Annotated in this window: 22 protein-coding genes and 1 tRNA gene; 15 read left to right on the top strand and 8 right to left on the bottom strand. The window is 65.5% G+C overall.

All coding sequences use genetic code 11. The annotated features are described in order from the left end of the window. From cbiE to FJW06_RS24405, 8 genes are all read left to right on the top strand, one after another. Complete coding sequence (gene cbiE / locus FJW06_RS24440) at positions 1-1,242, top strand: precorrin-6y C5,15-methyltransferase (decarboxylating) subunit CbiE (RefSeq protein ID WP_140755326.1); 1,242 nt, start codon at positions 1-3, stop codon at positions 1,240-1,242. Further along, a complete protein-coding gene (locus tag FJW06_RS24435) occupies positions 1,239-1,625 on the top strand; it encodes a cobalamin biosynthesis protein (RefSeq protein ID WP_140755324.1) in 387 nt (128 codons plus the stop codon). Before cbiE ends, FJW06_RS24435 begins: the two co-directional genes overlap by 4 nt. Further along, complete coding sequence (cobM, locus tag FJW06_RS24430; RefSeq protein WP_140755321.1) at positions 1,622-2,386, top strand: precorrin-4 C(11)-methyltransferase; 765 nt, start codon at positions 1,622-1,624, stop codon at positions 2,384-2,386. Before FJW06_RS24435 ends, cobM begins: the two co-directional genes overlap by 4 nt. Beyond that, positions 2,383-3,198: a uroporphyrinogen-III C-methyltransferase gene (cobA, locus tag FJW06_RS24425; protein WP_181178539.1), complete on the top strand. Its 816-nt coding sequence runs from the start codon at positions 2,383-2,385 to the stop codon at positions 3,196-3,198. The genes cobM and cobA overlap by 4 nt, the downstream gene beginning before the upstream one ends. Then, entirely contained in the window at positions 3,195-4,511 is a 1,317-nt protein-coding gene (locus FJW06_RS24420) for a cobyrinate a,c-diamide synthase (RefSeq protein ID WP_140755317.1), read from the top strand. Before cobA ends, FJW06_RS24420 begins: the two co-directional genes overlap by 4 nt. Then, positions 4,508-5,275, top strand: coding sequence for an adenosylcobinamide-GDP ribazoletransferase (cobS, locus tag FJW06_RS24415; protein ID WP_140755315.1), 768 nt, complete (start codon positions 4,508-4,510; stop codon positions 5,273-5,275). The genes FJW06_RS24420 and cobS overlap by 4 nt, the downstream gene beginning before the upstream one ends. A gap of 23 nt (positions 5,276-5,298) precedes the next feature. Beyond that, complete coding sequence (cobT, locus tag FJW06_RS24410) at positions 5,299-6,324, top strand: nicotinate-nucleotide--dimethylbenzimidazole phosphoribosyltransferase (protein ID WP_140755313.1); 1,026 nt, start codon at positions 5,299-5,301, stop codon at positions 6,322-6,324. Between the two features lie 89 nt (positions 6,325-6,413). Further along, the gene (locus FJW06_RS24405) at positions 6,414-6,773 is read left to right on the top strand and encodes a hypothetical protein (RefSeq protein ID WP_140755311.1); all 360 of its coding nucleotides are present in this window, start codon (positions 6,414-6,416) and stop codon (positions 6,771-6,773) included. A 73-nt stretch (positions 6,774-6,846) separates the two neighbouring features. Here FJW06_RS24405 and FJW06_RS24400 read toward each other — a convergent pair. Both FJW06_RS24400 and FJW06_RS24395 read right to left on the bottom strand, forming a co-directional pair. Further along, a tRNA-Lys gene (locus tag FJW06_RS24400) sits at positions 6,847-6,922 on the bottom strand. Between the two features lie 140 nt (positions 6,923-7,062). After that, on the bottom strand, positions 7,063-7,965 hold the full coding sequence (locus FJW06_RS24395) for a PhzF family phenazine biosynthesis protein (RefSeq protein WP_140755309.1): 903 nt from the start codon (positions 7,963-7,965) through the stop codon (positions 7,063-7,065). Between the two features lie 132 nt (positions 7,966-8,097). Between FJW06_RS24395 and FJW06_RS24390 the strand changes: the two genes are divergently transcribed. The 3 genes from FJW06_RS24390 to FJW06_RS24380 are packed head-to-tail and all read left to right on the top strand — an operon-like array spanning position 8,098 to position 11,310. Beyond that, entirely contained in the window at positions 8,098-9,384 is a 1,287-nt protein-coding gene (locus FJW06_RS24390; protein ID WP_140755307.1) for an efflux RND transporter periplasmic adaptor subunit, read from the top strand. A 4-nt stretch (positions 9,385-9,388) separates the two neighbouring features. Then, positions 9,389-10,096: an ABC transporter ATP-binding protein gene (locus tag FJW06_RS24385; protein WP_140755305.1), complete on the top strand. Its 708-nt coding sequence runs from the start codon at positions 9,389-9,391 to the stop codon at positions 10,094-10,096. After that, positions 10,093-11,310: an ABC transporter permease gene (locus FJW06_RS24380; protein ID WP_140755303.1), complete on the top strand. Its 1,218-nt coding sequence runs from the start codon at positions 10,093-10,095 to the stop codon at positions 11,308-11,310. The genes FJW06_RS24385 and FJW06_RS24380 overlap by 4 nt, the downstream gene beginning before the upstream one ends. A 164-nt stretch (positions 11,311-11,474) precedes the next feature. On the opposite strand, the gene FJW06_RS24375 is transcribed toward FJW06_RS24380, so the two are convergent. Further along, positions 11,475-12,191: a hypothetical protein gene (locus FJW06_RS24375; RefSeq protein WP_140755350.1), complete on the bottom strand. Its 717-nt coding sequence runs from the start codon at positions 12,189-12,191 to the stop codon at positions 11,475-11,477. Positions 12,192-12,196: 5 nt separating this feature from the next. After that, positions 12,197-13,309 carry an endonuclease/exonuclease/phosphatase family protein gene (locus FJW06_RS24370; protein ID WP_140755301.1) on the bottom strand — a complete coding sequence of 371 codons (1,113 nt, stop codon included), beginning with the start codon at positions 13,307-13,309 and terminating at the stop codon, positions 12,197-12,199. A gap of 166 nt (positions 13,310-13,475) precedes the next feature. On the opposite strand from FJW06_RS24370, the gene FJW06_RS24365 reads away from it, so the two are divergent. Then, complete coding sequence (locus FJW06_RS24365) at positions 13,476-14,048, top strand: BA14K family protein (RefSeq protein ID WP_140755299.1); 573 nt, start codon at positions 13,476-13,478, stop codon at positions 14,046-14,048. 171 nt (positions 14,049-14,219) lie between these two features. After that, a complete protein-coding gene (locus tag FJW06_RS24360) occupies positions 14,220-14,504 on the top strand; it encodes a PilZ domain-containing protein (protein ID WP_041008222.1) in 285 nt (94 codons plus the stop codon). Between the two features lie 163 nt (positions 14,505-14,667). Here FJW06_RS24360 and ilvC read toward each other — a convergent pair whose 3' ends face one another. The 3 genes from ilvC to FJW06_RS24345 all read right to left on the bottom strand — a co-directional run bounded on the left by ilvC (position 14,668) and on the right by FJW06_RS24345 (position 16,952). Continuing rightward, positions 14,668-15,687, bottom strand: coding sequence for a ketol-acid reductoisomerase (gene ilvC / locus FJW06_RS24355; RefSeq protein ID WP_140755297.1), 1,020 nt, complete (start codon positions 15,685-15,687; stop codon positions 14,668-14,670). A gap of 25 nt (positions 15,688-15,712) precedes the next feature. Further along, the gene (locus FJW06_RS24350) at positions 15,713-16,366 is read right to left on the bottom strand and encodes a TetR/AcrR family transcriptional regulator (RefSeq protein ID WP_140755295.1); all 654 of its coding nucleotides are present in this window, start codon (positions 16,364-16,366) and stop codon (positions 15,713-15,715) included. 130 nt (positions 16,367-16,496) lie between these two features. Beyond that, entirely contained in the window at positions 16,497-16,952 is a 456-nt protein-coding gene (locus FJW06_RS24345) for a MarR family winged helix-turn-helix transcriptional regulator (RefSeq protein ID WP_140755293.1), read from the bottom strand. Between the two features lie 95 nt (positions 16,953-17,047). Here FJW06_RS24345 and FJW06_RS24340 point away from each other — a divergent pair, with 95 nt between their 5' ends. Both FJW06_RS24340 and FJW06_RS24335 read left to right on the top strand, forming a co-directional pair. Then, entirely contained in the window at positions 17,048-17,353 is a 306-nt protein-coding gene (locus FJW06_RS24340; RefSeq protein ID WP_140755291.1) for a Rieske (2Fe-2S) protein, read from the top strand. A 1-nt stretch (position 17,354) separates the two neighbouring features. Further along, positions 17,355-18,074, top strand: a complete 720-nt coding sequence (locus FJW06_RS24335) for a glutathione S-transferase family protein (protein WP_181178538.1) — start codon at positions 17,355-17,357, stop codon at positions 18,072-18,074. On the opposite strand, the gene FJW06_RS24330 is transcribed toward FJW06_RS24335, so the two are convergent. After that, positions 18,028-19,257 carry an NAD(P)/FAD-dependent oxidoreductase gene (locus FJW06_RS24330; protein WP_140755287.1) on the bottom strand — a complete coding sequence of 410 codons (1,230 nt, stop codon included), beginning with the start codon at positions 19,255-19,257 and terminating at the stop codon, positions 18,028-18,030. The two genes, FJW06_RS24335 and FJW06_RS24330, sit on opposite strands and share 47 nt — an antisense overlap. Positions 19,258-19,279 lie beyond the last annotated feature (22 nt).

The raw sequence follows: 19,279 nt of genomic DNA, 5'->3' as shown, positions 1-19,279 counted from the left end.
ATGCCTGCTAAGGGTCCGCGCGCCGCCAAGCTCGCCTTAAAATGGCTCACCATCGTCGGCATCGGCGAGGACGGTGTAGCGGGTCTCGGCGACGAGGCCAAGCAGCGTATCGCGCAGGCGGATGTCGTGTTCGGCGGAAAGCGGCATCTTGCGCTCGTCTCTTCCCTCACCAACGGCGAAACCCGCTCATGGCCGACACCCTTCGACGCGGAAATGCGCGACGTGCTGGCGCTCGCGGGCAAGGACGTGTGCGTGCTCGCGTCCGGCGACCCGTTCTTTCACGGCGTCGGCGTCACGCTCGCGCGCAAGGTAGAACCGGAACAGATGCTCGTTCTCCCGGCGCCGTCGTCTCTGTCGCTGGCGGCATCGCGCCTCGGCTGGGCCTTGCAGGACGTCGAGACCATCTCGCTGCACGGCCATTCGATCGACCTGATCCGGCCCCTGCTCCACCCCGGCGCGCGCATCATTGCCCTGACATCGGATGGCGACGCTCCGGCTTCTATCGCCGCGCTGCTCGACGAACTCGGTTTCGGCCCGTCGCGATTCACGGTCCTCGAAGCGCTGGGCGGCCCCGATGAGATGCGCCGCGCCGCTCGAGCCGATGCCTTCGATCTCAAAAACATCAATTCGCTCAACGTGCTGGCGCTCGAAATTGAATCGACGCCGGATGCGCGCGTCCTGCCTTTGACCGTCGGCCTCGCAGATCATCTGTTCGAGCATGACGGCCAGATCACCAAGCGCGAGATCCGCGCCATCACGCTGTCCGCGTTGGCGCCCCGGCGCGGTGAGTTGCTGTGGGACATCGGCGCCGGTTCGGGCTCCATCGGCATCGAATGGATGCTGGCGCATCCCTCGCTGCGCGCCATTGCCGTAGAAGCCAACGGCGAGCGCGCCGCCCGCATCGCCCGCAATGCCGCGCATTGTGGCGTGCCGGACCTTGTCGTGATCGAAGGCGCCGCGCCCAAGGCGTTCGCCAAGCTGGAAACACCGGATGCGATCTTCATCGGCGGCGGCGGCAGCGATGCCGGCGTGATGGAGAAGGCGATCAAGGCGCTACGTCCCGGTGGCCGGCTCGTCGCCAATGCGGTGACGCTGGAGATGGAGGCGCTGCTGCTCGACCAGCATAACAGACGCGGCGGCGACTTGACCCGCATCGCGCTGTCGCGCGCCGCACCTGTCGGCTCGATGCAAGCCTGGCGTCCGGCCATGCCGGTCACGCAGTGGAGCTGGGTGAAACCATGATGGTCGCGGGTATCGGCAGCCGCAAAGGCGTGAGCGTCGAAGAAGTACTGGCGGCGATCGAGACCGCGCTTGAAGCGCATGGCCTCGCGATGTCAGCGCTTTCGGCGCTGGCGACCGCCCCGCTCAAGAAGGATGAGGCGGCGATTTCTGCCGCCGGCCGCGCGCTCAACCTGCCGGTGGTCATTGCCGATGACCCGATCCTGCAACTGGCCTCGCCAAGCGCCCGCAGCCGTTGCGATCTCACGCAGAGTCGCGCCGGCACGCCGTCGGTTTCGGAGGCGTCGGCCCTCGCGGTCGCCGGGGCCGGTGCGAGACTGCTCGGGCCTCGCACGGTGCTTGGCCCGGTCACCTGCGCCATCGCCATCAGCGGAGATTCGCCATGACCATCCATTTCATCGGCGCCGGCCCGGGCGCGGCCGATCTCATCACGCTGCGCGGCGCGCGGCTGCTGGCCAGTTGCCCGGTCTGCCTCCATGCCGGCTCGATCGTCGCGCCGGAGCTGCTCGAGCATTGCGCGCCGGGAACGAAACTGATCGACACGGCGCCGATGTCCCTCGACGAGATCGAGGCCGAATATGTCGCCGCCCACAAGGCCGGCCACGACGTTTCCCGCCTGCATTCCGGCGATCTTTCGGTATGGAGCGCCGTCGCCGAGCAGATCAGGCGCCTGGAAAAGCATGGCATCCCCTACACGCTGACGCCGGGCGTCCCCTCCTTCGCGGCGGCGGCGGCGGCGCTTCGCCGCGAGCTCACCATCCCCGAGCTCGCGCAAAGCCTGGTGCTGACGCGCATTTCCGGCCGCGCCTCGAAAATGCCTCCGGGCGAAACGCTCGCCGGCTTCGGTCGCACCGGCGCCACGCTCGCCATTCATCTTGCCATCCATGCCATCGATCGCGTCGTTGCCGATTTGACGCCGCTTTACGGCGCCGAATGCCCGGTCGCCATCGTCTTGCGCGCCTCGTGGCCGGATGAGCGCATCCTGACGGGAACGCTGGGCACCATCGAAGCGCTGCTGGCTGAAAACCCGATGGAACGCACGGCGATCATCTTCGTCGGCAGCGCGCTTGCGGCGCAGGATTTCGGCGAAAGCTCATTATACAACGCCCATTACCAGCGGCGTTTTCGCGGACGGGACGGATTGTGAACGGCAGCGCCAACATAAATGGACGGGCAAATGTGGAGCAGGCGCTGGCGCGCCTGAACTTCAAGCCGCGCGAACTGGAGCCCGGCCATGTCTGGCTGGCCGGCGCCGGCCCCGGCGACCCCGGCTGCCTGACGTTGGAAGTGCTGGCCGCGCTCGGGCAATGCGACGCGCTGGTCTATGACGCGCTGGTCTCGCCCGACGTCGTGGCGGTCGCTCAAGGTGCAGAGCTTTTCTACGCCGGGAAACGCGGCGGCCAGCCCTCGATGAAGCAGGACGACATCAACGCGCTGCTGGTGCGGCTGGCGCGCGAGGGCCGCCGCGTCATGCGCCTCAAGGGCGGCGACCCCTATATTTTCGGACGCGGCGGCGAAGAGGCTTTGGCGCTGGCGGGCGAAAAAATTCCGTTCCGGGTGCTCTCCGGCCTGACCTCGGGCCTCAGCGCGCTTGCCGCCACCGGTATTCCCGCCACCATGCGCGGCATCAACAAGGCCGTCATCCTGGCGACCGGCCACGCGGCGGGCACCGATGACGATATTGACTGGGCGGCGATCGCCCGTACCGGACAGCCGGTCGTCGTCTATATGGGCATGGCCAACCTGCCGGTGATCGCGGCAAAGCTGATCGAGGGCGGCCTCGCACCTTCGACCCCAGCCGCGGTGATCGTGGCGGCAACCACGCCGCAGGAGCGCATCGTCGTCGCCATGCTCGCCACTATCGCCGACGAGGCCGCGGCCGCCGGGCTCGCCTCGCCAGCGCTGATCGTGGTCGGCGGCATCGTCGCCATGCGCGCGGCATTGGCGGGCGGCGCATGACAGCGCGCGCGATCATCATCGGCGCGCCGCGCTCCGGCTCGGGCAAGACCAGCGTCACCATCGGACTGTTGCGTGCGCTGGCCAGGCGCGGCCTGAAAGTGCGCGGTGCGAAGTCCGGACCGGACTATATCGACCCCGGCTTCCACGCCGCCGCGACCGGACTGTCGGGCGTCAATCTCGACAGCTGGGCCATGTCGCCTTCCCTGCTCAACGCGCTGGCGGCCCAGGCCGCGGACGACGCCGAATACGTCATCCTCGAAAGCGCGATGGGCCTGTTCGACGGCATTCCTGCGCCGGAAGGCCGCTCCGGCTCGGCCGCCGATCTTGCGCGGCTCTACGGCTTGCCGGTGCTTTTGGTGCTCGACGTCTCCGGACAGTCGACCACGGCTGCCGCCGTCGCCAAGGGTTTCGCGACCTACGACCCGGATGTCCGCATGGCCGGCGTCGTGCTCAACCGACTCGGCAGCGAACGCCATCGGCGGCTTTCCGGCGACGCCATCGAGGCAATCGGCCTGCCCGTGGTCGGCGCCATCCTGCGCGATCCGACGCTGAACCTACCGGAGCGGCATCTCGGCCTCGTCCAGGCCGGCGAGTACGAGAACCTGATGGCGCATCTCGACCGGCTGGCCGACATGGTCGAGAAGTCGCTCGACATCGACGCCATCCTGGCTCTGGCCACTCCACTGGAGCCGGCGGCCGGCGACTTCGGCGATACCTTGCGGCCGCCCGGGCAACGCATCGCGCTGGCGGAAGATGCCGCCTTCACCTTCCTCTATCCGCATGTCGCCATGCATTGGCGCAGGGCCGGCGCCGAGATCGTGCCTTTCTCCCCGCTGGCCGACGAAGCGCCTGGCGAAGACTGCGATATCTGCTGGCTGCCTGGCGGTTATCCCGAGCTGCATGCCGGCAAGCTTGCGGCCGCGACGAACTTCCGGGCGGGAATGGCACGCTTCGCGGCGGCGAAGCCGGTTCACGGCGAGTGCGGCGGCTTCATGGTGCTGGGCGAAATGCTGGAAGACGCGGACGGCCAGAGCCATGAGATGCTAGGCCTGCTTGGTCATTCGACCAGCTTCGCCAGGCGCAAGATGAATCTCGGCTATCGAGAGGCGCGATTGCGCGCCGCCTGCCCGTTAGGACCGGAGGGCACGTTGATCCGAGGCCACGAATTCCATTATGCGCAGATGACCGCCACCGGCAATGACGAGCCCTTGGCCGACCTTGCCGATGGCCAAGGCAATCCGCTGGGGGCCTCGGGCTACCGGCGTGGCCATGTCAGCGGCACCTTCTTCCACGCCATTGCGAGGAGCGCATGAGCGGCCCTTCCGCGCCAAGGCAAGTGCTTGACGATATCGGCCTCAGCCTCGTCTTCTTCACCCGGCTGAGATTACCGTCGAGCGATTTCGGCGGCCGCAGCCTGGCGGATGCGATCTGGGCGGCGCCCTTCGCCGGTCTCGCGGTGGCGATCATCGGCGCGCTGGTCTACGCCATCGCCAGCGTTTTCGGCCTCGCCGCCGCACCGGCCGCGGCGCTCACCCTCGCCGCCACGATGCTCGTCACCGGCTGCCTGCATGAGGATGGACTTTCCGACATCGCCGATGGCTTTTGGGGCGGCAGGACGCGCGACAGGAAGTTGGAGATCATGCGCGACAGCCGCATCGGCGCCTATGGCGCGGCCGCGCTTGGGCTGTCGCTGCTCATCCGCTGGAGCGCTCTCTCCGAACTCGCCGGTCCGGGCCACGTCTTCCTGGCGCTGCTCGCCGCGCATGCCGGGTCGCGCGGCCTGTTCGGCGCCTTCATGCATCTTCTGCCTCCGGCTCGGGCCGGCGGCCTGTCGGCGAATGCGGGCTCTGTCACAAGCGAGACCGCCATCATAGGTGCTGCGCTTGGCGCGGTGGTGTTGCTGGCGCTCGGCCTTGGCGGCGCGATCGCGGCGCTCATCCTGCTCGGCCTGGTCTTCGCGGGCTTCCGCGCGCTTTGCCTCAGCCAGATCGGCGGCCAGACCGGCGACACGATCGGCGCGCTGCAGCAGCTTGGCGAAATCGCCGTCCTTCTCGTCGCTTCCGTTTGCCTTTCCTGATTCTCTTTCGGAGACCTTGCCCCATGTCCTCCCAATCAGCCGCGTTCAAATCGCTCGAAGATCTTCGTGCCGCCTGCCTCGATCTTCCAGCCGGCAGCGACACCGCCGCCGCCGCCGTCGCCAAGCGCCAGGACACGCTGACGAAGCCGCCGGGCAGCCTCGGCCGGCTGGAAACGATCGCCGCCTGGCTCGGCCGCTGGCAGGGCCGCGACATGCCTAAGCTCGACAACGTGAAGGTGTTCGTCTTCGCCGGCAATCACGGCGTCACCGCGCAGGGCGTCTCGGCCTATCCGTCGGAAGTCACCGTGCAGATGGTGGCGAACTTCGCCGGCGGCGGCGCGGCCATCAACCAGCTGGCCCGCATCGCCGGCGCCGCGCTCGACGTCATCCCGATCGACCTCGACCATCCGACCGGCGATTTCACGATAGCGCCGGCGATGGACGAAAAGGCTTTCCTCGCCGCCGTCTCGGCCGGCTACGATGCCGTGACCAAGGACCTGGACCTTGTCTGCTTCGGCGAGATGGGCATCGGCAACACCACGCCGGCCGCCGCGATCTCGACCGCCCTCTTCGGCGGCGGCGCCGAAAAATGGACCGGGCGCGGCACCGGCGTCGACGATGCGGGGCTGCAGCGCAAGGTGGTCGCCATCGAAGCGGGCCTCAAGCGCCACACCGATTCGCTGTCTGACCCGCTGAAGATCGCTGCTGCACTTGGCGGACGTGAGCTGGCAGCGATCCTCGGCGCCACACTCGCCGCGCGCAGGAACAACGTGCCGGTGCTGCTCGACGGCTTCGTCTGCACCGCTGCCGCAGCACCTCTGGCGAGGCTGCACCCGACCGGGCTGGCCCACACCATCGCGGCCCATGTCTCGGCCGAAGCCGGCCACCGCCGCCTGCTTGAGGCGCTCGGCCTGCCGCCGCTGCTCGATCTCGGCATGCGGCTCGGCGAAGGCTCCGGCGCCTGCCTCGCCGTCAACATCGTCCGCTCGGCGCTGGAATGCCATGCCAGGATGGCGAGTTTTGCCGAGGCCGGCGTTTCGGAAAGATAAAGTTCGGTCGAAATTTCAGCACTGTCGAAACGTCGAAATAACTGATCTCGGTTATCCATGGGGCGCAGAAGTCTCATGGAGATCGATCGATGTATTTGAAATATCTAATATCCACCGCGATTCTTGTTGCCACGGCTTCGCCGGCATTGTCTCAGGATCAATATGTCCGCCCGCTTCGTCCTGGCGAAGACGGGTCAACCAGGATCCAATCGTCGATCTCTATGACCTTTCCGGTCAAGGATGACGACGATGCCGCCACGCAGCAGCAGGTCGCGCTTCGTTCTTTCTACAAAGTCGCGGCGGGCAGCTGCGCCTTGGTGCTCGAGACCGTTGCCGATACATGCGAGATAGCCGGCATGAGCACCAATCTCAACGCCAGGGACCGCAACATCGGCGGTTACGGCGGATCGCAGCTTACGGTGAGCGGCCAGATCACGATGAAGGTCTAGTTCAAGGCAAGCCTCGGCAAGACGGCGCCGTAGGCGCCGTTGCAGCCGACTTTATTGTCTTCATGAGAAATTTTGGTGGGTGTGCACAGGATCGAACTGTGGACCCGCTGATTAAGAGTCAGCTGCTCTACCAACTGAGCTACACACCCACACCGCCGGGAAAACCAGCGTCGGCGGCGCATATAGCCGCCGCTTTCGGGGATGTCTAGCCCTGCCGGATCATTTCCCGACAAATCGACGTTGCATGATCCCGGAAAAGATCATGCCTGCCTAAAAAAGCTCGCAGGCATCACACGAACAGCTTGCCTTCAGCCACCTTGATCGCATGGCCGCCAATGCGCGCGGAGGCCAGTTTTCCGCCATCGACATTGAGCTCGAGACGGATTCGCGACGGCCGGCCCATCTCCAGCCCCTGCTCGATCCAGAGCTGCGAGACGCCGTCGGTCGGGGCGTCGAAATGCATGATGGCGCCGGCGAAAGCGGCCGCGGCCGAACCGGTCGCGGGATCTTCATAGGAAGGCGTGCCGGGCACGACCATGCGCACATGGAAGGCGCTGTCGTGATGCACCGTCTCGCGGCAATAGACATAGGGGCTGGCGAAGGCCCATTCGCTCTTGCGCGGCGCCAGTTCCGACCATGCCTGATTGTCGAGCCTGATCTTGGCCGCTTCCTCCAACCCGGCAACCGGAATCGTCACGTAAGGCACGCCGGCCGACCAGAAGGCGACGCGGTGATTCTCGAAGCCGATCTCGTGCGGGGCAAGGCCGAGCGCCGCGCCGATCGCTTCCGGGTCAGCCTTGAGCTCCAACGGCTCCGGCAATTTCGCCAGATCGAACTCGGCGAAGGTCGAGCCGTCATGCTTGCTCACCGCGCAACGCACCGGTCCGATATTCTCCTCCAGCACGAAGATGCCGGCGCTCTCGTCGGCGAGTTCCGCCAGCGCGATCGCCGAGCCGACCGTCGGATGCCCGGCGAACGGCATTTCATAGTCGGGCGTGAAGATGCGGATCCGGTTGCGATGCTTCGGATTGTCCGCAGGCAGCACGAATACCGTCTCGGACAGATTGAATTCGCGGGCGATCGCCTGCATGGCGGCAGTGTCGAGCCCGTTGCTGTCCAGCACCACCGCCAGCGGATTTCCGGCCAGCGTTTCGGCGGTAAACACATCGTAAAGCAAGTAGTTGTGCGCCATGGAGTAAACCTTTCGCCTCGTCCCGAATTTCAGCCTCAATCCCAACATGAGGGAAATTTAATTTGAAATTCGAACCTTAAGGCCTGATCTGTGCACGGATAGGGACATCGATTTTCAGCATAGGGGTCCGGGGTGGATCAGATTGTCAATCCGCCAGAGGCGGAATCCGGTACTTCCATAGAGGCAGCGCTCGGGCTCGACCGCAAGGGCGTGAGCCGCAAGCGTCGCCGCTTCTGGTTCTATGCCCTGTTGGCGGTAGCGATCGTCGCGGCCGGCATTGCCCTCTATCGATGGTATGCCGCAGCGCCCCCTAGGATCGAATACACCACCGTGCCCGCGGCGATCGCCGATCTCACCGTCGAGGTCTCCGCCACCGGCACGCTGCAGCCGCTGACCCAGGTCGATATCTCCAGCGAGCTTTCCGGCATCGTTCGCTCGGTCGCGGTCAATGAAAACCAGCAGGTCAAGAAGGGCGACGTGCTGGCGACGCTCGACACCGCCAAGCTGGAAGTGCAGATCGAGCGCGCCACCGCCTCCGCCAAGGCGGCGGCAGCCAGCGTCGAAGACGCCAAGGTGACCTTGCAGGAAAACGAGAACGCGGTTGTGCGCGCAAGCGCGCTGACCAAGCGCGGCATGGCGACGGACCAGTCGCTTGAAGCGGCCACTGCAACGCGCGACCGCTCGAAGGCGGCGCTCGACAGCGCCGAAGCCAATCTCGCCATCGCCCAGGCCGACCTCAAGGCGCAGCAGACCGATCTCGCCAAGAGCACCATCTATGCGCCGATCGACGGCATCGTGCTGACGCGCTCGGTCGATCCCGGCCAGACGGTCGCGTCCTCGCTGCAGGCGCCCGTGCTCTTCGTCATCGCCGCCGACCTGAGGAACATGGAGTTGCAGGCCGCGGTCGACGAGGCCGATATCGGCGCAGTGAAGCCCGGCCAGCACGCCCGCTTCACCGTCGACGCCTTCCCGGACCGACCCTTCGACGCCGAGATCCGCGACATCTCCTACGCCTCGGTCACCACCGATGGCGTCGTCACCTACAAAGCGCGGCTCGAAGTCGACAATGGCGAGCTTCTCTTGCGGCCCGGCATGACGGCGACGGTGTCGGTCGTCACAAGGCAGGCCAAGGGGGTGCTGACCGTCCCCTCCACTGCCTTCCGCTATCGCCCGATGCAGCAGCAGGCGCGCGGCTGGAGCTTCAGCGACTTCTTCACCGGACGCATGGGCCGCCCCAACCGGCAGCGCGAGGCGACGAAGGCGCCGACCGACGGGTCGCGCACGCTTTATGTGCTGGAGAACGGCCGGCCACATCCGGTCAACGTCAAGGTCGGCTCGACCGACGGCGAGTTGACCGAGATCACGTCCGGCCTCGACGCGGGAGCTGAGATAATCACCGCCGCGCAGCAGCGGAGCTGACGACATGTCGGCTCCCCTGCTCATCACCTTCGACAAGGTCTGGAAAAGCTATGGCGAGGGCGAGGCCCGCGTGCACGCGCTGGCCGGCGTCAACCTCGCCATCCGCAGAAGTGAATTCGTTGCCATCATGGGCCCCTCCGGATCGGGCAAGTCGACGGCAATGAACATCATCGGCTGCCTCGATACGCCGACGGCCGGGACCTATTCCTTCATGGGCGTCGATGCGGGACGCCTCGACCGCAACCGCCGCGCGCTTTTACGCAACCTCTATGTCGGCTTCGTCTTCCAGGGCTACAACCTCCTGCCGCGCACCACTGCAGCCGAAAATGTCGAGCTGCCGCTGATCTATCGCGGCGTCGCCGCGCGCGAGCGCCGCGAACTCGCCATGCAGGCGCTGGCCCAGGTGGGACTTGTCGGGCGCGAGCACCACACCCCGGCCGAGCTTTCGGGCGGCCAGCAGCAGCGCGTGGCAATCGCCCGCGCCATCGTCACAAGGCCGACGCTGCTCGTCGCCGACGAGCCGACCGGCAATCTCGACACGGCGCGCACGCATGAGATCATGGAGCTGCTGACCAGGCTCAACGCCGAACTGGGCCTCTCCATCGTCATGGTGACGCATGAGGCCGATGTTGCGGACTATGCCGGCCGCACCATCCGTTTCCTCGACGGCCATGTCGCCTCCGATACGCTGAAAGCGGAGGCAGCGGCGTGATCTGGGAGACCGTCCGCCTCTCGCTGCGCTCGATCCGCCGCAACGTGTTGCGCTCGTTCCTGACGCTGCTCGGCATCGTCATCGGCGTCGCCGCCGTCATCGCCATGCTCACCATCGGCTCCGGCACGACGGAAAAGGTCAAGGCCGACATCTCGAAGCTCGGCAGCAACCTGCTCGTCATTCGCGCCGGCCGGCCCGCGGGACCCGGCGGGCCGGGAGGTCTCGACCAGGCGGTGCGGCCGCTGGCCGAGAAGGATGTCGCCGCGCTCGTCGCGCATCTGAGCGGCGCCCGCGCCATTTCGCCGGCCTCGCAAAAGCAGGTCCGCGTCATCTTCGGCACCGAAAGCCTGACCTCGGGCGTCACCGGCACCGACAGCGCCTATCTCGACGCCCGCGACTGGAAGCTGGTCTCGGGACGGCCGTTTAGCGATTCCGAAACGCGGGCCGGCGCGGGCGTGTGCCTGATCGGCGAAACCGTGCGCCAGCAGTTCTTCGGCGCCGGCGATCCGGAGGGCGAGACCATCCGCGTCAACCGCACCTCCTGCAAGGTCATCGGCCTGCTGGAGCCCAAGGGCTATACCGGCTTCGGCCAGGACCAGGACAACGTCGTGCTGATGCCGCTGCACGCCTATCAGCGGCGCATCGCCGGCAACCGCGACATCGACAACATCTATATCGCCGCCGACGACCGCACGCCGACCAGCGAGCTGCAGTCGCGCGTCGAGGACATTTTGCGCGACACGCGCCGCATCACGCCGGACCGCGATCCCGACTTCGCCATCCGCGACATGACCCAGATCGCCGATGCGATGACCAGCGCCACCACCACCATGACCGGCATGCTGGGCGCCGTCGCCGGCGTCAGCCTGCTGGTCGGCGGCATCGGCATCATGAACATCATGCTGGTCTCGGTCACCGAGCGCACGCGCGAGATCGGCATCAGGCTGGCGATCGGCGCGCATGAAAAGCACATCCTCATCCAGTTCCTGGTCGAGGCGACGGTGCTGTCGCTGCTCGGCGGCATCATCGGCATCCTGATCGGCCTGTCGCTGGCCGGCATGGCCTCGATGGCCCTGACGATACCGTTCGCCCCAAGCCCCGCCGTCATCCTGCTCGCGGTCGGCTTTTCGGCGCTGATCGGCATGGTGTTCGGCTTCTTCCCGGCGCTGCGCGGCGCAAGGCTCGACCCGATCGACGCGCTGCGGCACGAATAGTCGGAGGCAGCGTCCCGGCCTGTGCCCGGCCTTGCGGTGAGGCCGGGGCGAAAGAGCGGTGGATGGTGCTAGAGCATTTCACCGTTTCACGGAAACGGTGAAATGCTCTATCTCCTTGTTTTACGCAATTCCGGGCGGAAAACCACACTTTTCCTGGAATTGCTCTAACGATCGCGGCCGAAATGCCACTCGATCAGCGGCTTCATATGCGCCATCAAGCCATCGGGCAGATCGTCGGCACTGCGGATGATCACTGGTCCTTCGATCTCCGGATCAGCCTCGGTAGCAACGAAGGCGCTGATGCGCCCCGCCAGCTCGTCGGCTGTTTCGGCCACACGGTAGCGGCGGAAGATGACCGTGCCGTGCGCCGTCGATAGCGCGTGATAGCGCTGTCCGCGTTCAGCAGTCGAAAGATCGAGCCCGGTCTCCTCCCCCACTTCGCGGATCATGTTGAAGTCGACATCGACGAGCCCGTCGCAGAAATCGATCGGCTCGAACGAACCGGCGGCGAAATAGACGCGGCCGGCATTCACCGTATGCGATCCCATGCGGATCGCCACCAGAGCATTGTCGCCGGCGACCAGCATGGCATGCGCATAGGCGTGCTCGGCGCCGGAATTCTCGCGCCGCTTACGCCACAGCAGGAAGGTCGAATAGTTGACCGCATGGCAGCGGCCGACGAGGCGGCCGTCCCGGTAGGCAAGCCCGGAAAGCAGCACCACGGTGCCGTCGAATAAGGCCGGATTGGCGGCAATCTCCTGCCGCCAATTGTCGGCGATCGCCTCCGCATTGCTGCGCGCAAAGGGATGCGGGCCAGGATCGAGTCGGACGTCGACCGCATCGACCGGCAAGATGACGTTGCGTGGCAGATCGAAGCTCAAGCGAGTCACGCCATGTCCAGTGCGATCACCACCGGGCAGTGGTCGGAGGCCTTTGGCCTGTCCCAGCCTGCGCGTGGAAACCGCTCGACCTCCTGCCCCGGCGGGAAGATGGTGCGCCAGGGCTGGCCGTTGCGGATGATGTCGGGAACGGCGGTGGCGTTCTTCGCGGCAAGCGCCTTCGACAGCAGGAGGTAATCGAGCTGACAGAGATGCCGCTCCTCCGGGCCGCGTGTGTGGTAGAAGCTCCAGCGGTCCATCTCCGGCCGCCGCTCGACGACGTTCTCGCAAAAACCGCCGGCCGTAAGCACATCGACTGAGGACCGGACTTCGTCGACAACCTCGAAACGGTAGCCGTCGATGTCGTCGCCATCGATCTTCACGCGCTGCCGGTAGTCGTTGAGGTCGCCGCAGATCGCCCAGCGCTTGTCTGCGGCGTGATCCTTGCCGAAACGCTCCTCGATGATGCGGCGCACCGCCTGCGCCTCGGCGATGCGCAGCGGCATCGACGCCTGGCGGCCGTCCAGCCCATTGCGTGGCGGCCCCATCGATTTGAAATGCACGAGATAGAGCGTGAGCGGCGCGCCGCCGACCCTCAGGTCGATCTCCAGGCAATCGCGGCGAAAGATACGCTCGGTGGCGAGATAGCCGAGCGCGGCGAGTTCCGGCGTGAACAGACCGAACTCCTCGAAGGTGACATAGGCGTGGCTGGTCATGCGCACGAATTCGATCGGCTGCCCTTGGGCGGTCTCGTTGCGCATCATCACGGCGACATCGATGCCGCGCGTGTCGTTGCCGGCGGTGGTGTATTTCTGCCGGTAGCCCTGCCCGACCATCTTGAACAGATAGCCGTATTCGAAGGCCTTCAGCGCTTCGATATTGTCGACCTCCTGCATGCAGATGATGTCGGCGCGGGTGGCCGCGATGGCGAGCGCCGTCAACTGGCGGGTGTCGTCGGACTGGGCGATCGTGCGGGCCTGTTCTAGAATGCGGTATTCGGCCTCGCTCTGGATGTCGAACAGGGCCAGCGTGCGGTCTTCGTTGAGCTGGTTGCGATAGCCCGAGAAATCGAACCTGCCCATCAGGTTCTCGACATTGAAGGTGGCGAGGCGCAGCGACATGGCCTTGACCTTTGCCCGCAAGCGCGGGCGAAGACAAGAGCCAGGCCTATGCTCGTCATGGTTGATGGAACCTTTCCGTTCATCCCCCGTTCAGACGAAAAGTTCCAACAATAGGCCTTTCCCCGGGGTGTGCTGGGCGTGGGGCCTTTACTCCTTGGAGAGTGAAATGAAACCGCTTTTTTCTTCCCTGAGATCCGGGCTTCTGGTCCTGGGCCTCGTCACCGGCGTGACCGCGCCGTCGGTCGCCGGACCGATCCTGCAGCCCGATCTCAGCGTCGCGACGAATGCTGCGCCGAAGATCATTCCCGTGCGCGAGGGCTGGGCCGGCAACAACGGCGGCAGCTTCCAGCAATGGCGTTGGCGCAACCGCGGCGGTGACTTCAGATGGCGTGGCGGCGACCGTCGCTTCTCACGCCACTGGGACGGCGGCCGGTGGGACGGCGGTGGCGACTGGCGCTTCCGGCGCCACCACCGGCACTTCCGTGACGGCGACGCGGCGCTCCTTGGGCTGGGCCTCGGCCTTGGCCTGGGCAGCTTGGCCTACGACAATTACTATGACCCATACTATTACGATCCATATCCGCGTTACGTTCAGCCGCGGCGCATCTACCGGACGGAGCGGCTATCCAGCGCGCATGTCCGCTGGTGCTATGACCGCTACCAGTCCTATCGCGCCTGGGACAACACGTTCCAGCCCAACTATGGTCCGCGCCGGCAGTGCATCTCGCCCTATATCTGAGCTCCTCGACAGCAGGATGAAACGGCGCCCATCGCGGGCGCCGTTTCTTTTGGCGCAACCTGTGCTCCCTATCGGCCGATATACCCTAAATTCATCGGCGGCGGCTATTCATCCACGCAGATACCGCCCAACATAACGATTCGCGCGAACGGGGTGCGAGACGCGCTCACCATGGCCGAAAACGAACACAGGAATCAACACAGGCAACGCGTGCTGAAAGGTGCTGCGATCCTGACCGGCATCAACAATTCCGAAGTGCGATGCACCGTGCGCAACATGCATTCGAACGGCGCGGAGCTGAAAGTGCCGATCGACGCGCGCGTGCCGGACGAATTCCTGCTTTATGTGCCGGTCGACGGCATCGGCTACAAGGCGGTGGTGCGCTGGCGCCGCGAGGATCGCATCGGCGTCGAGTTCACCGGCACCGAGCCCAAGCCGCACTGGCATTACGGGTGAGCCCCATCGACCGGCCTGACTGGTAAAACAAAGCCGACGGATTGCTCCGCCGGCCTCGTGAGATGCGCAGCTAAATCGAGAATTAGTTTCTTCGCCTTGTTGACGATCACCCGCGCGACCGCAGGGCACAGCCGGGTACGCGCAGGCAAGACGTGGATCGCCCTCAGTTCTTGGCTTTGTCGACCAGCTTGTTCTTGGCGATCCACGGCATCATGGCGCGCAGCTTCGCGCCGACTTCCTCGATTTGGTGGCTGTCGTTGTTGCGGCGGATGCCCTTGAAGCGCGACAGGCCGGCCCGGTATTCCTGCATCCATTCCGAGGTGAACTTGCCGGTCTGGATATCCTTCAGGATGCGCTTCATCTCCGCCTTGGTCTCGGCGGTGATGATGCGCGGACCCGAGACGTACTCGCCCCATTCGGCGGTGTTCGAGATCGAGTAGTTCATGTTGGCGATGCCGCCTTCATAGATCAGGTCGACGATCAGCTTCACTTCGTGCAGGCACTCGAAATACGCCATTTCCGGCGCGTAGCCGGCTTCCACCAGCGTCTCGAAACCGGCACGGATCAGCTCGACCAGGCCGCCGCACAGCACAACCTGCTCGCCGAACAGATCGGTCTCGCATTCCTCGCGGAAATTGGTCTCGATGATGCCCGAACGGCCGCCGCCGACGCCGCAGGCATAGGAGAGCGCGAGGTCGAGCGCGTTGCCCGAAGCGTCCTGGTTGACGGCGACCAGGCACGGCACGCCGCCGCCCTTCTGGTATTCGCCGCGCACGGTGTGGCCCGGACCCTTCGGCGCGATCATGACGACGTCGACCGAGGCCTTGGGCTCGATCAGGCCGAAATGCACGTTGAGGCCGTGCGCGAAGGCGATCGCTGCGCCGTCGCGGATGTTCGGCGCGATCTCGTTTTTGTAGATGTCGGCCTGCAATTCGTCGGGCGTCGCCATCATCATCAGGTCGGCCCATTTGGCGGCGTCCGCCACGCTCATCACCTTGAGCCCGTCGGCCTCGACCTTCTTCGCGGTCGCCGAGCCGGCCTTGAGACCGATGGCGATCTCCTTGACGCCGGAATCCTTGAGGTTGAGCGCATGCGCCCGGCCCTGGCTGCCATAGCCGATGATGGCGACTTTCTTGCCCTTGATCAGATTGAGATCGGCGTCACGATCGTAATAGACTCGCATTTTGGTCTTCCTTCCCTTTTGAAGATCAGAGGCTTTGCAGCCGGTTGTTTGCTCCGAAGAGAGCGAGAAACTGCTGCGTCGCGCGGCGGGCATCGCCGCCGATCGCTGCCTCAGTCAATTCCACCCGGTCGCCGAGCAGCAGACGGATCTGCACGTCGCGGCCGACCAGGCCGAAAAAGGTCCGGAACGCCATCTCGGCGTCCTCGAAATCGAGCAGTCCTGCCTGCCGGCCGGCTTCCAGCACCGGCTTCAGGCGTCTGGCAAGCGCGAAGCGGCCATTCTGCAGCACGATGGCGCCGAGGTCATCTTTCCCGGACCCGGCATGGCCGACCGCCACGCGGTTGAGGGCGATCGACGTATCGCTGGAGATCACCTTGAGCCAGTCGGAGGCGAAGCGTTCGAGGCTCGCCGTCAGCGACGCGAGGTCGAGTCCCTTGCGATCGACCGGTGTCACACGCACCTTCGAGGCCTGCCACTGCACCGTCGCCGTCAGCAAGCCGTCGCGGTCGCCGAACCATTTGTAGAGCGTTTCCTTGGAGCAGCTTGCCCGCCGCGCCACCGCGGTCATGGTAAGGTTGTCGCCCTCCTCGACCAACAGGCGAAGCGCCGCATCCAGAACGGCCTGCTGGCGCTCCGTCAGCGTTTCGCTTGTATCGATGTCGGCGCCTGCCTGCAGCACGATCTTTTCCGCTCTTCCGGTCGCCCTGATGCGTACCGTACGTTACGGTTCGGCTTATTGCGCATTCCGGTTTCCGATGCAAGGGGCTGCTGCGAAAAATGACCCCGCGAACCGGCGAAAGGCTCGTCAGCTAATCGCTAATCGGCGGATTGCGTAGCCGTCCGAGCAGGCTGGCCAATGTCTTCAGGTCCTGGGCTGAAAGCTTGTCGCCCATTTGGTCCGCGATCGAAGCGCCATAGACCGCCCAGATGCGGCGGCGCATTTCCCGGCCGCTTGTCGTGATACGCACGGTCTGGCCCCGGCCATCATCCGAAACAGGCAGCTTTTCCACCAGGCCATCCGCCTCCAGCCGGGCCAGCAGCCTTGAGACGCTATACTGCGCCAACAGGATGCGATCGATCAGTTCGAACGGCCTGAGGCCTCCCTCGCCCGCCTCTGCGAGCTCATGCAGCACGTCATACCAGGCGAGCGGCGGCAGGCCGTTTGCCTTCAGCGCGTCCTCTGTCCTCTCGACCAGTTGGCGCGAGACACGCACGAGGCGCGCCCAGGCGGCGATGGCTTCGGGCGACGGGAATTTCTTCGTCATCGGCGCAGCCTAGTGGATAGATGCAATTGCATCAAGCTTGACCATCAATGCAATTGCATCCATATAGATGCAATTGCATCGATAAGGAGTTTCCGATGAAACATGAAATCTGCAAGATCGCCGATGTCCCGCAGACCGGCAGCCTGGTCGCGCCCTTCTTTGGCCGCGAGGTTCATGTCTGGCGCAGCGGCGGGCGCATCCGCGCGGCGGCCAATGCCTGCCTGCATTTCGGCGGACCACTGGACTGCAAGGACGGCGCTTTCGTCTGCCAATGGCATGGCGCGAAATTCGACATGGATAATGGCGAGCGTCTCGAAGGGCCGGCGCCGAAGGGATCCCGCCTGATGTTCCTGTCGACACGCGTCGAAGACGGCGCGCTGAACTATGTCTGGGGAGAGTGAGATGACCGCCGGCCTCACCCTCGTCAGCCATCACCTGTGCCCCTATGTCCAGCGCGCCGCGATTGCGCTCGTTGAAAAAAGTGTGGCGTTCGAGCGGGTCTATGTCGACCTTTCCGACAAGCCGGAATGGTTCAAGGCGATCTCGCCGCTCGGCAAGGTGCCGCTGCTCCGCGTCCGGGACGACGCTTGGGAGGAGGTGATCTTCGAATCCGCCGTCATCCTCGAATTCCTCGAGGAGACCGAGGCCAATCCCTTGCACCCGGCCGATCCGCTGGCGCGAGCCAGCCATCGCGCCTGGATCGAATTCGGCTCGGCCATCCTCAACGCCATCGGCCGCTTCTATTCCGCTGCCGACGAAGCCGCTTTCCTCCACGAAAGCAGAGGCTTGTCCGATATGTTCGCGCGTGTGGAGGCGGAACTGTCGGCAAGGCAAAGCGGCCCATGGTTCGCCGGCGAGCGCTTCTCGCTGGTCGATGCCGTCTACGGGCCGGTCTTCCGCTATATCGACACGTTTGACCGCATCGGCGATTTCGGCATTCTCGACGGCAAGCCGCTCGCCCAGGCATGGCGCGCGGCCTTGAGCAGGCGGCAATCGGTCAAGAAGGCGGTCGGCGCGGACTATCCGCAGCGGCTGCATGCCTTCCTGCGGGCAAGAGGATCTTACCTGTCCGGGATCATCCGACTGCAGGCCATTGAAACTCCGCAAGCCCGATCCGCTTGAACGGGTCGATCACGGTTCCCGCGACCATGGCGGCGAGGAATTGCGGCCCCGGCGGAATTCGCGCCAGTCCCGCCACCATGCGGTCGCGGACAAAGGGCAAGGCTGCGGAGTCCGATTGATAGAACGGCGTCAGCGACAACGACAGCGCCTGGAATACGCGCACGTGCCAACGGCGTGCGCTCGCATAGGTCTCCAGCGCTTCATCGATACCGTTCGTCCGCGCCAGCGCATGGCTGAGCGCGGCCGCGTCGAGCAGCGCCATGTTCGCGCCTTGGCCGAGCTGCGGACTGGTCGAATGCGCGGCGTCGCCGATGACGGCAAGCCGCCGGCCGGCCGGTCGTTTCATCGTGTGATGGCCGTAGCGCGCGAGCGAGAGCTGCTCGAAACTATCGATCTGGTCGGTGAAGACCTCGCATTCAGGCCATACCGCAACCACCCTCGCCTTCCATGCTTCGAGCCCCTCGGCCTTTACGCGTTCGGCGTCGGCCGGCTTGAGGCTCCAGAAGAAGGCCGCCATGTCTTGCGCGCTGGGCTCGGGCCGGCCGATCGGCAGCACGCCGACCATGATGCTTGCCTTGTCGTAGCGCTGCAGCAGCGCGCTTTTGTCGAAGCCGCCCCGCCAGCCGAGCGACGCCCAGAATGCGCCATAGGCGAGCGGTCGCGGCATGGCGGCATCGCCGAGATAGTGCCGCAGTTTCGAGCGCGCGCCGCTGGCATCGACGATCAGGTCGAAAGGCCCGAGCCGCTTGCCGTTGGCGCAAACCAGCGTCGCGCGCTCGGCCGTCTCCGGCGTCTCGACTTCGAGATTGGTTTCGATGGCGATCGCTTCGCGCAAGGCGGCGCGGTGGAGCGCGCCGAACAGCGCCGCACGATGCACGGCAAGGCCGAAGCGGCGGCCGCGCAGCGCGTCGTAGCGGACCTCGAGCACCGTGCGTCCGGTCTGGGCATCGGTGCCGTGCAGCCGTTCGATGCGGCTGCCGAGCGAAAGCATCTCGTCGAGCAGGCCGAGATCGGCGAGCACGGTCAGCCCGGTCGGTTGCAGGATGAGGCCGGAACCGACAGGTTTCGGCGCGTCGAAACGCTCGAAAACGGTGACCTTGTGCCCGGCTCGCTTGAGGTAAAGCGCCGCCGCCAGCCCGGCCGGACCAGCGCCGGCAATCGCGATCTCGTAAGACTTGCCCATCGTCCCCCAACCCGAACCGGCG

Source organism: Mesorhizobium sp. B4-1-3 (genome assembly GCF_006439355.1).
In the GTDB taxonomy this organism is placed as follows: Bacteria; Pseudomonadota; Alphaproteobacteria; order Rhizobiales; family Rhizobiaceae; genus Mesorhizobium.
Note: the sequence above shows the minus strand (reverse complement) of the source record. Positions and strands in the feature narration are given on the sequence as shown.

Bases quoted from the DNA above. Each gene is read 5' to 3' on its own strand.
- cbiE (WP_140755326.1), top strand. From the start codon at position 1: ATGCCTGCTAAGGGTCCGCGCGCCGCCAAGCTCGCCTTAAAATGGCTC.
- FJW06_RS24435 (WP_140755324.1), top strand. From the start codon at position 1,239: ATGATGGTCGCGGGTATCGGCAGCCGCAAAGGCGTGAGCGTCGAAGAA.
- cobM (WP_140755321.1), top strand. From the start codon at position 1,622: ATGACCATCCATTTCATCGGCGCCGGCCCGGGCGCGGCCGATCTCATC.
- FJW06_RS24420 (WP_140755317.1), top strand. From the start codon at position 3,195: ATGACAGCGCGCGCGATCATCATCGGCGCGCCGCGCTCCGGCTCGGGC.
- cobS (WP_140755315.1), top strand. From the start codon at position 4,508: ATGAGCGGCCCTTCCGCGCCAAGGCAAGTGCTTGACGATATCGGCCTC.
- cobT (WP_140755313.1), top strand. From the start codon at position 5,299: ATGTCCTCCCAATCAGCCGCGTTCAAATCGCTCGAAGATCTTCGTGCC.
- FJW06_RS24405 (WP_140755311.1), top strand. From the start codon at position 6,414: ATGTATTTGAAATATCTAATATCCACCGCGATTCTTGTTGCCACGGCT.
- FJW06_RS24395 (WP_140755309.1), bottom strand. From the start codon at position 7,965: ATGGCGCACAACTACTTGCTTTACGATGTGTTTACCGCCGAAACGCTG.
- FJW06_RS24385 (WP_140755305.1), top strand. From the start codon at position 9,389: ATGTCGGCTCCCCTGCTCATCACCTTCGACAAGGTCTGGAAAAGCTAT.
- FJW06_RS24370 (WP_140755301.1), bottom strand. From the start codon at position 13,309: ATGTCGCTGCGCCTCGCCACCTTCAATGTCGAGAACCTGATGGGCAGG.
- FJW06_RS24365 (WP_140755299.1), top strand. From the start codon at position 13,476: ATGAAACCGCTTTTTTCTTCCCTGAGATCCGGGCTTCTGGTCCTGGGC.
- FJW06_RS24360 (WP_041008222.1), top strand. From the start codon at position 14,220: ATGGCCGAAAACGAACACAGGAATCAACACAGGCAACGCGTGCTGAAA.
- ilvC (WP_140755297.1), bottom strand. From the start codon at position 15,687: ATGCGAGTCTATTACGATCGTGACGCCGATCTCAATCTGATCAAGGGC.
- FJW06_RS24345 (WP_140755293.1), bottom strand. From the start codon at position 16,952: ATGACGAAGAAATTCCCGTCGCCCGAAGCCATCGCCGCCTGGGCGCGC.
- FJW06_RS24340 (WP_140755291.1), top strand. From the start codon at position 17,048: ATGAAACATGAAATCTGCAAGATCGCCGATGTCCCGCAGACCGGCAGC.
- FJW06_RS24335 (WP_181178538.1), top strand. From the start codon at position 17,355: ATGACCGCCGGCCTCACCCTCGTCAGCCATCACCTGTGCCCCTATGTC.
- FJW06_RS24330 (WP_140755287.1), bottom strand. From the start codon at position 19,257: ATGGGCAAGTCTTACGAGATCGCGATTGCCGGCGCTGGTCCGGCCGGG.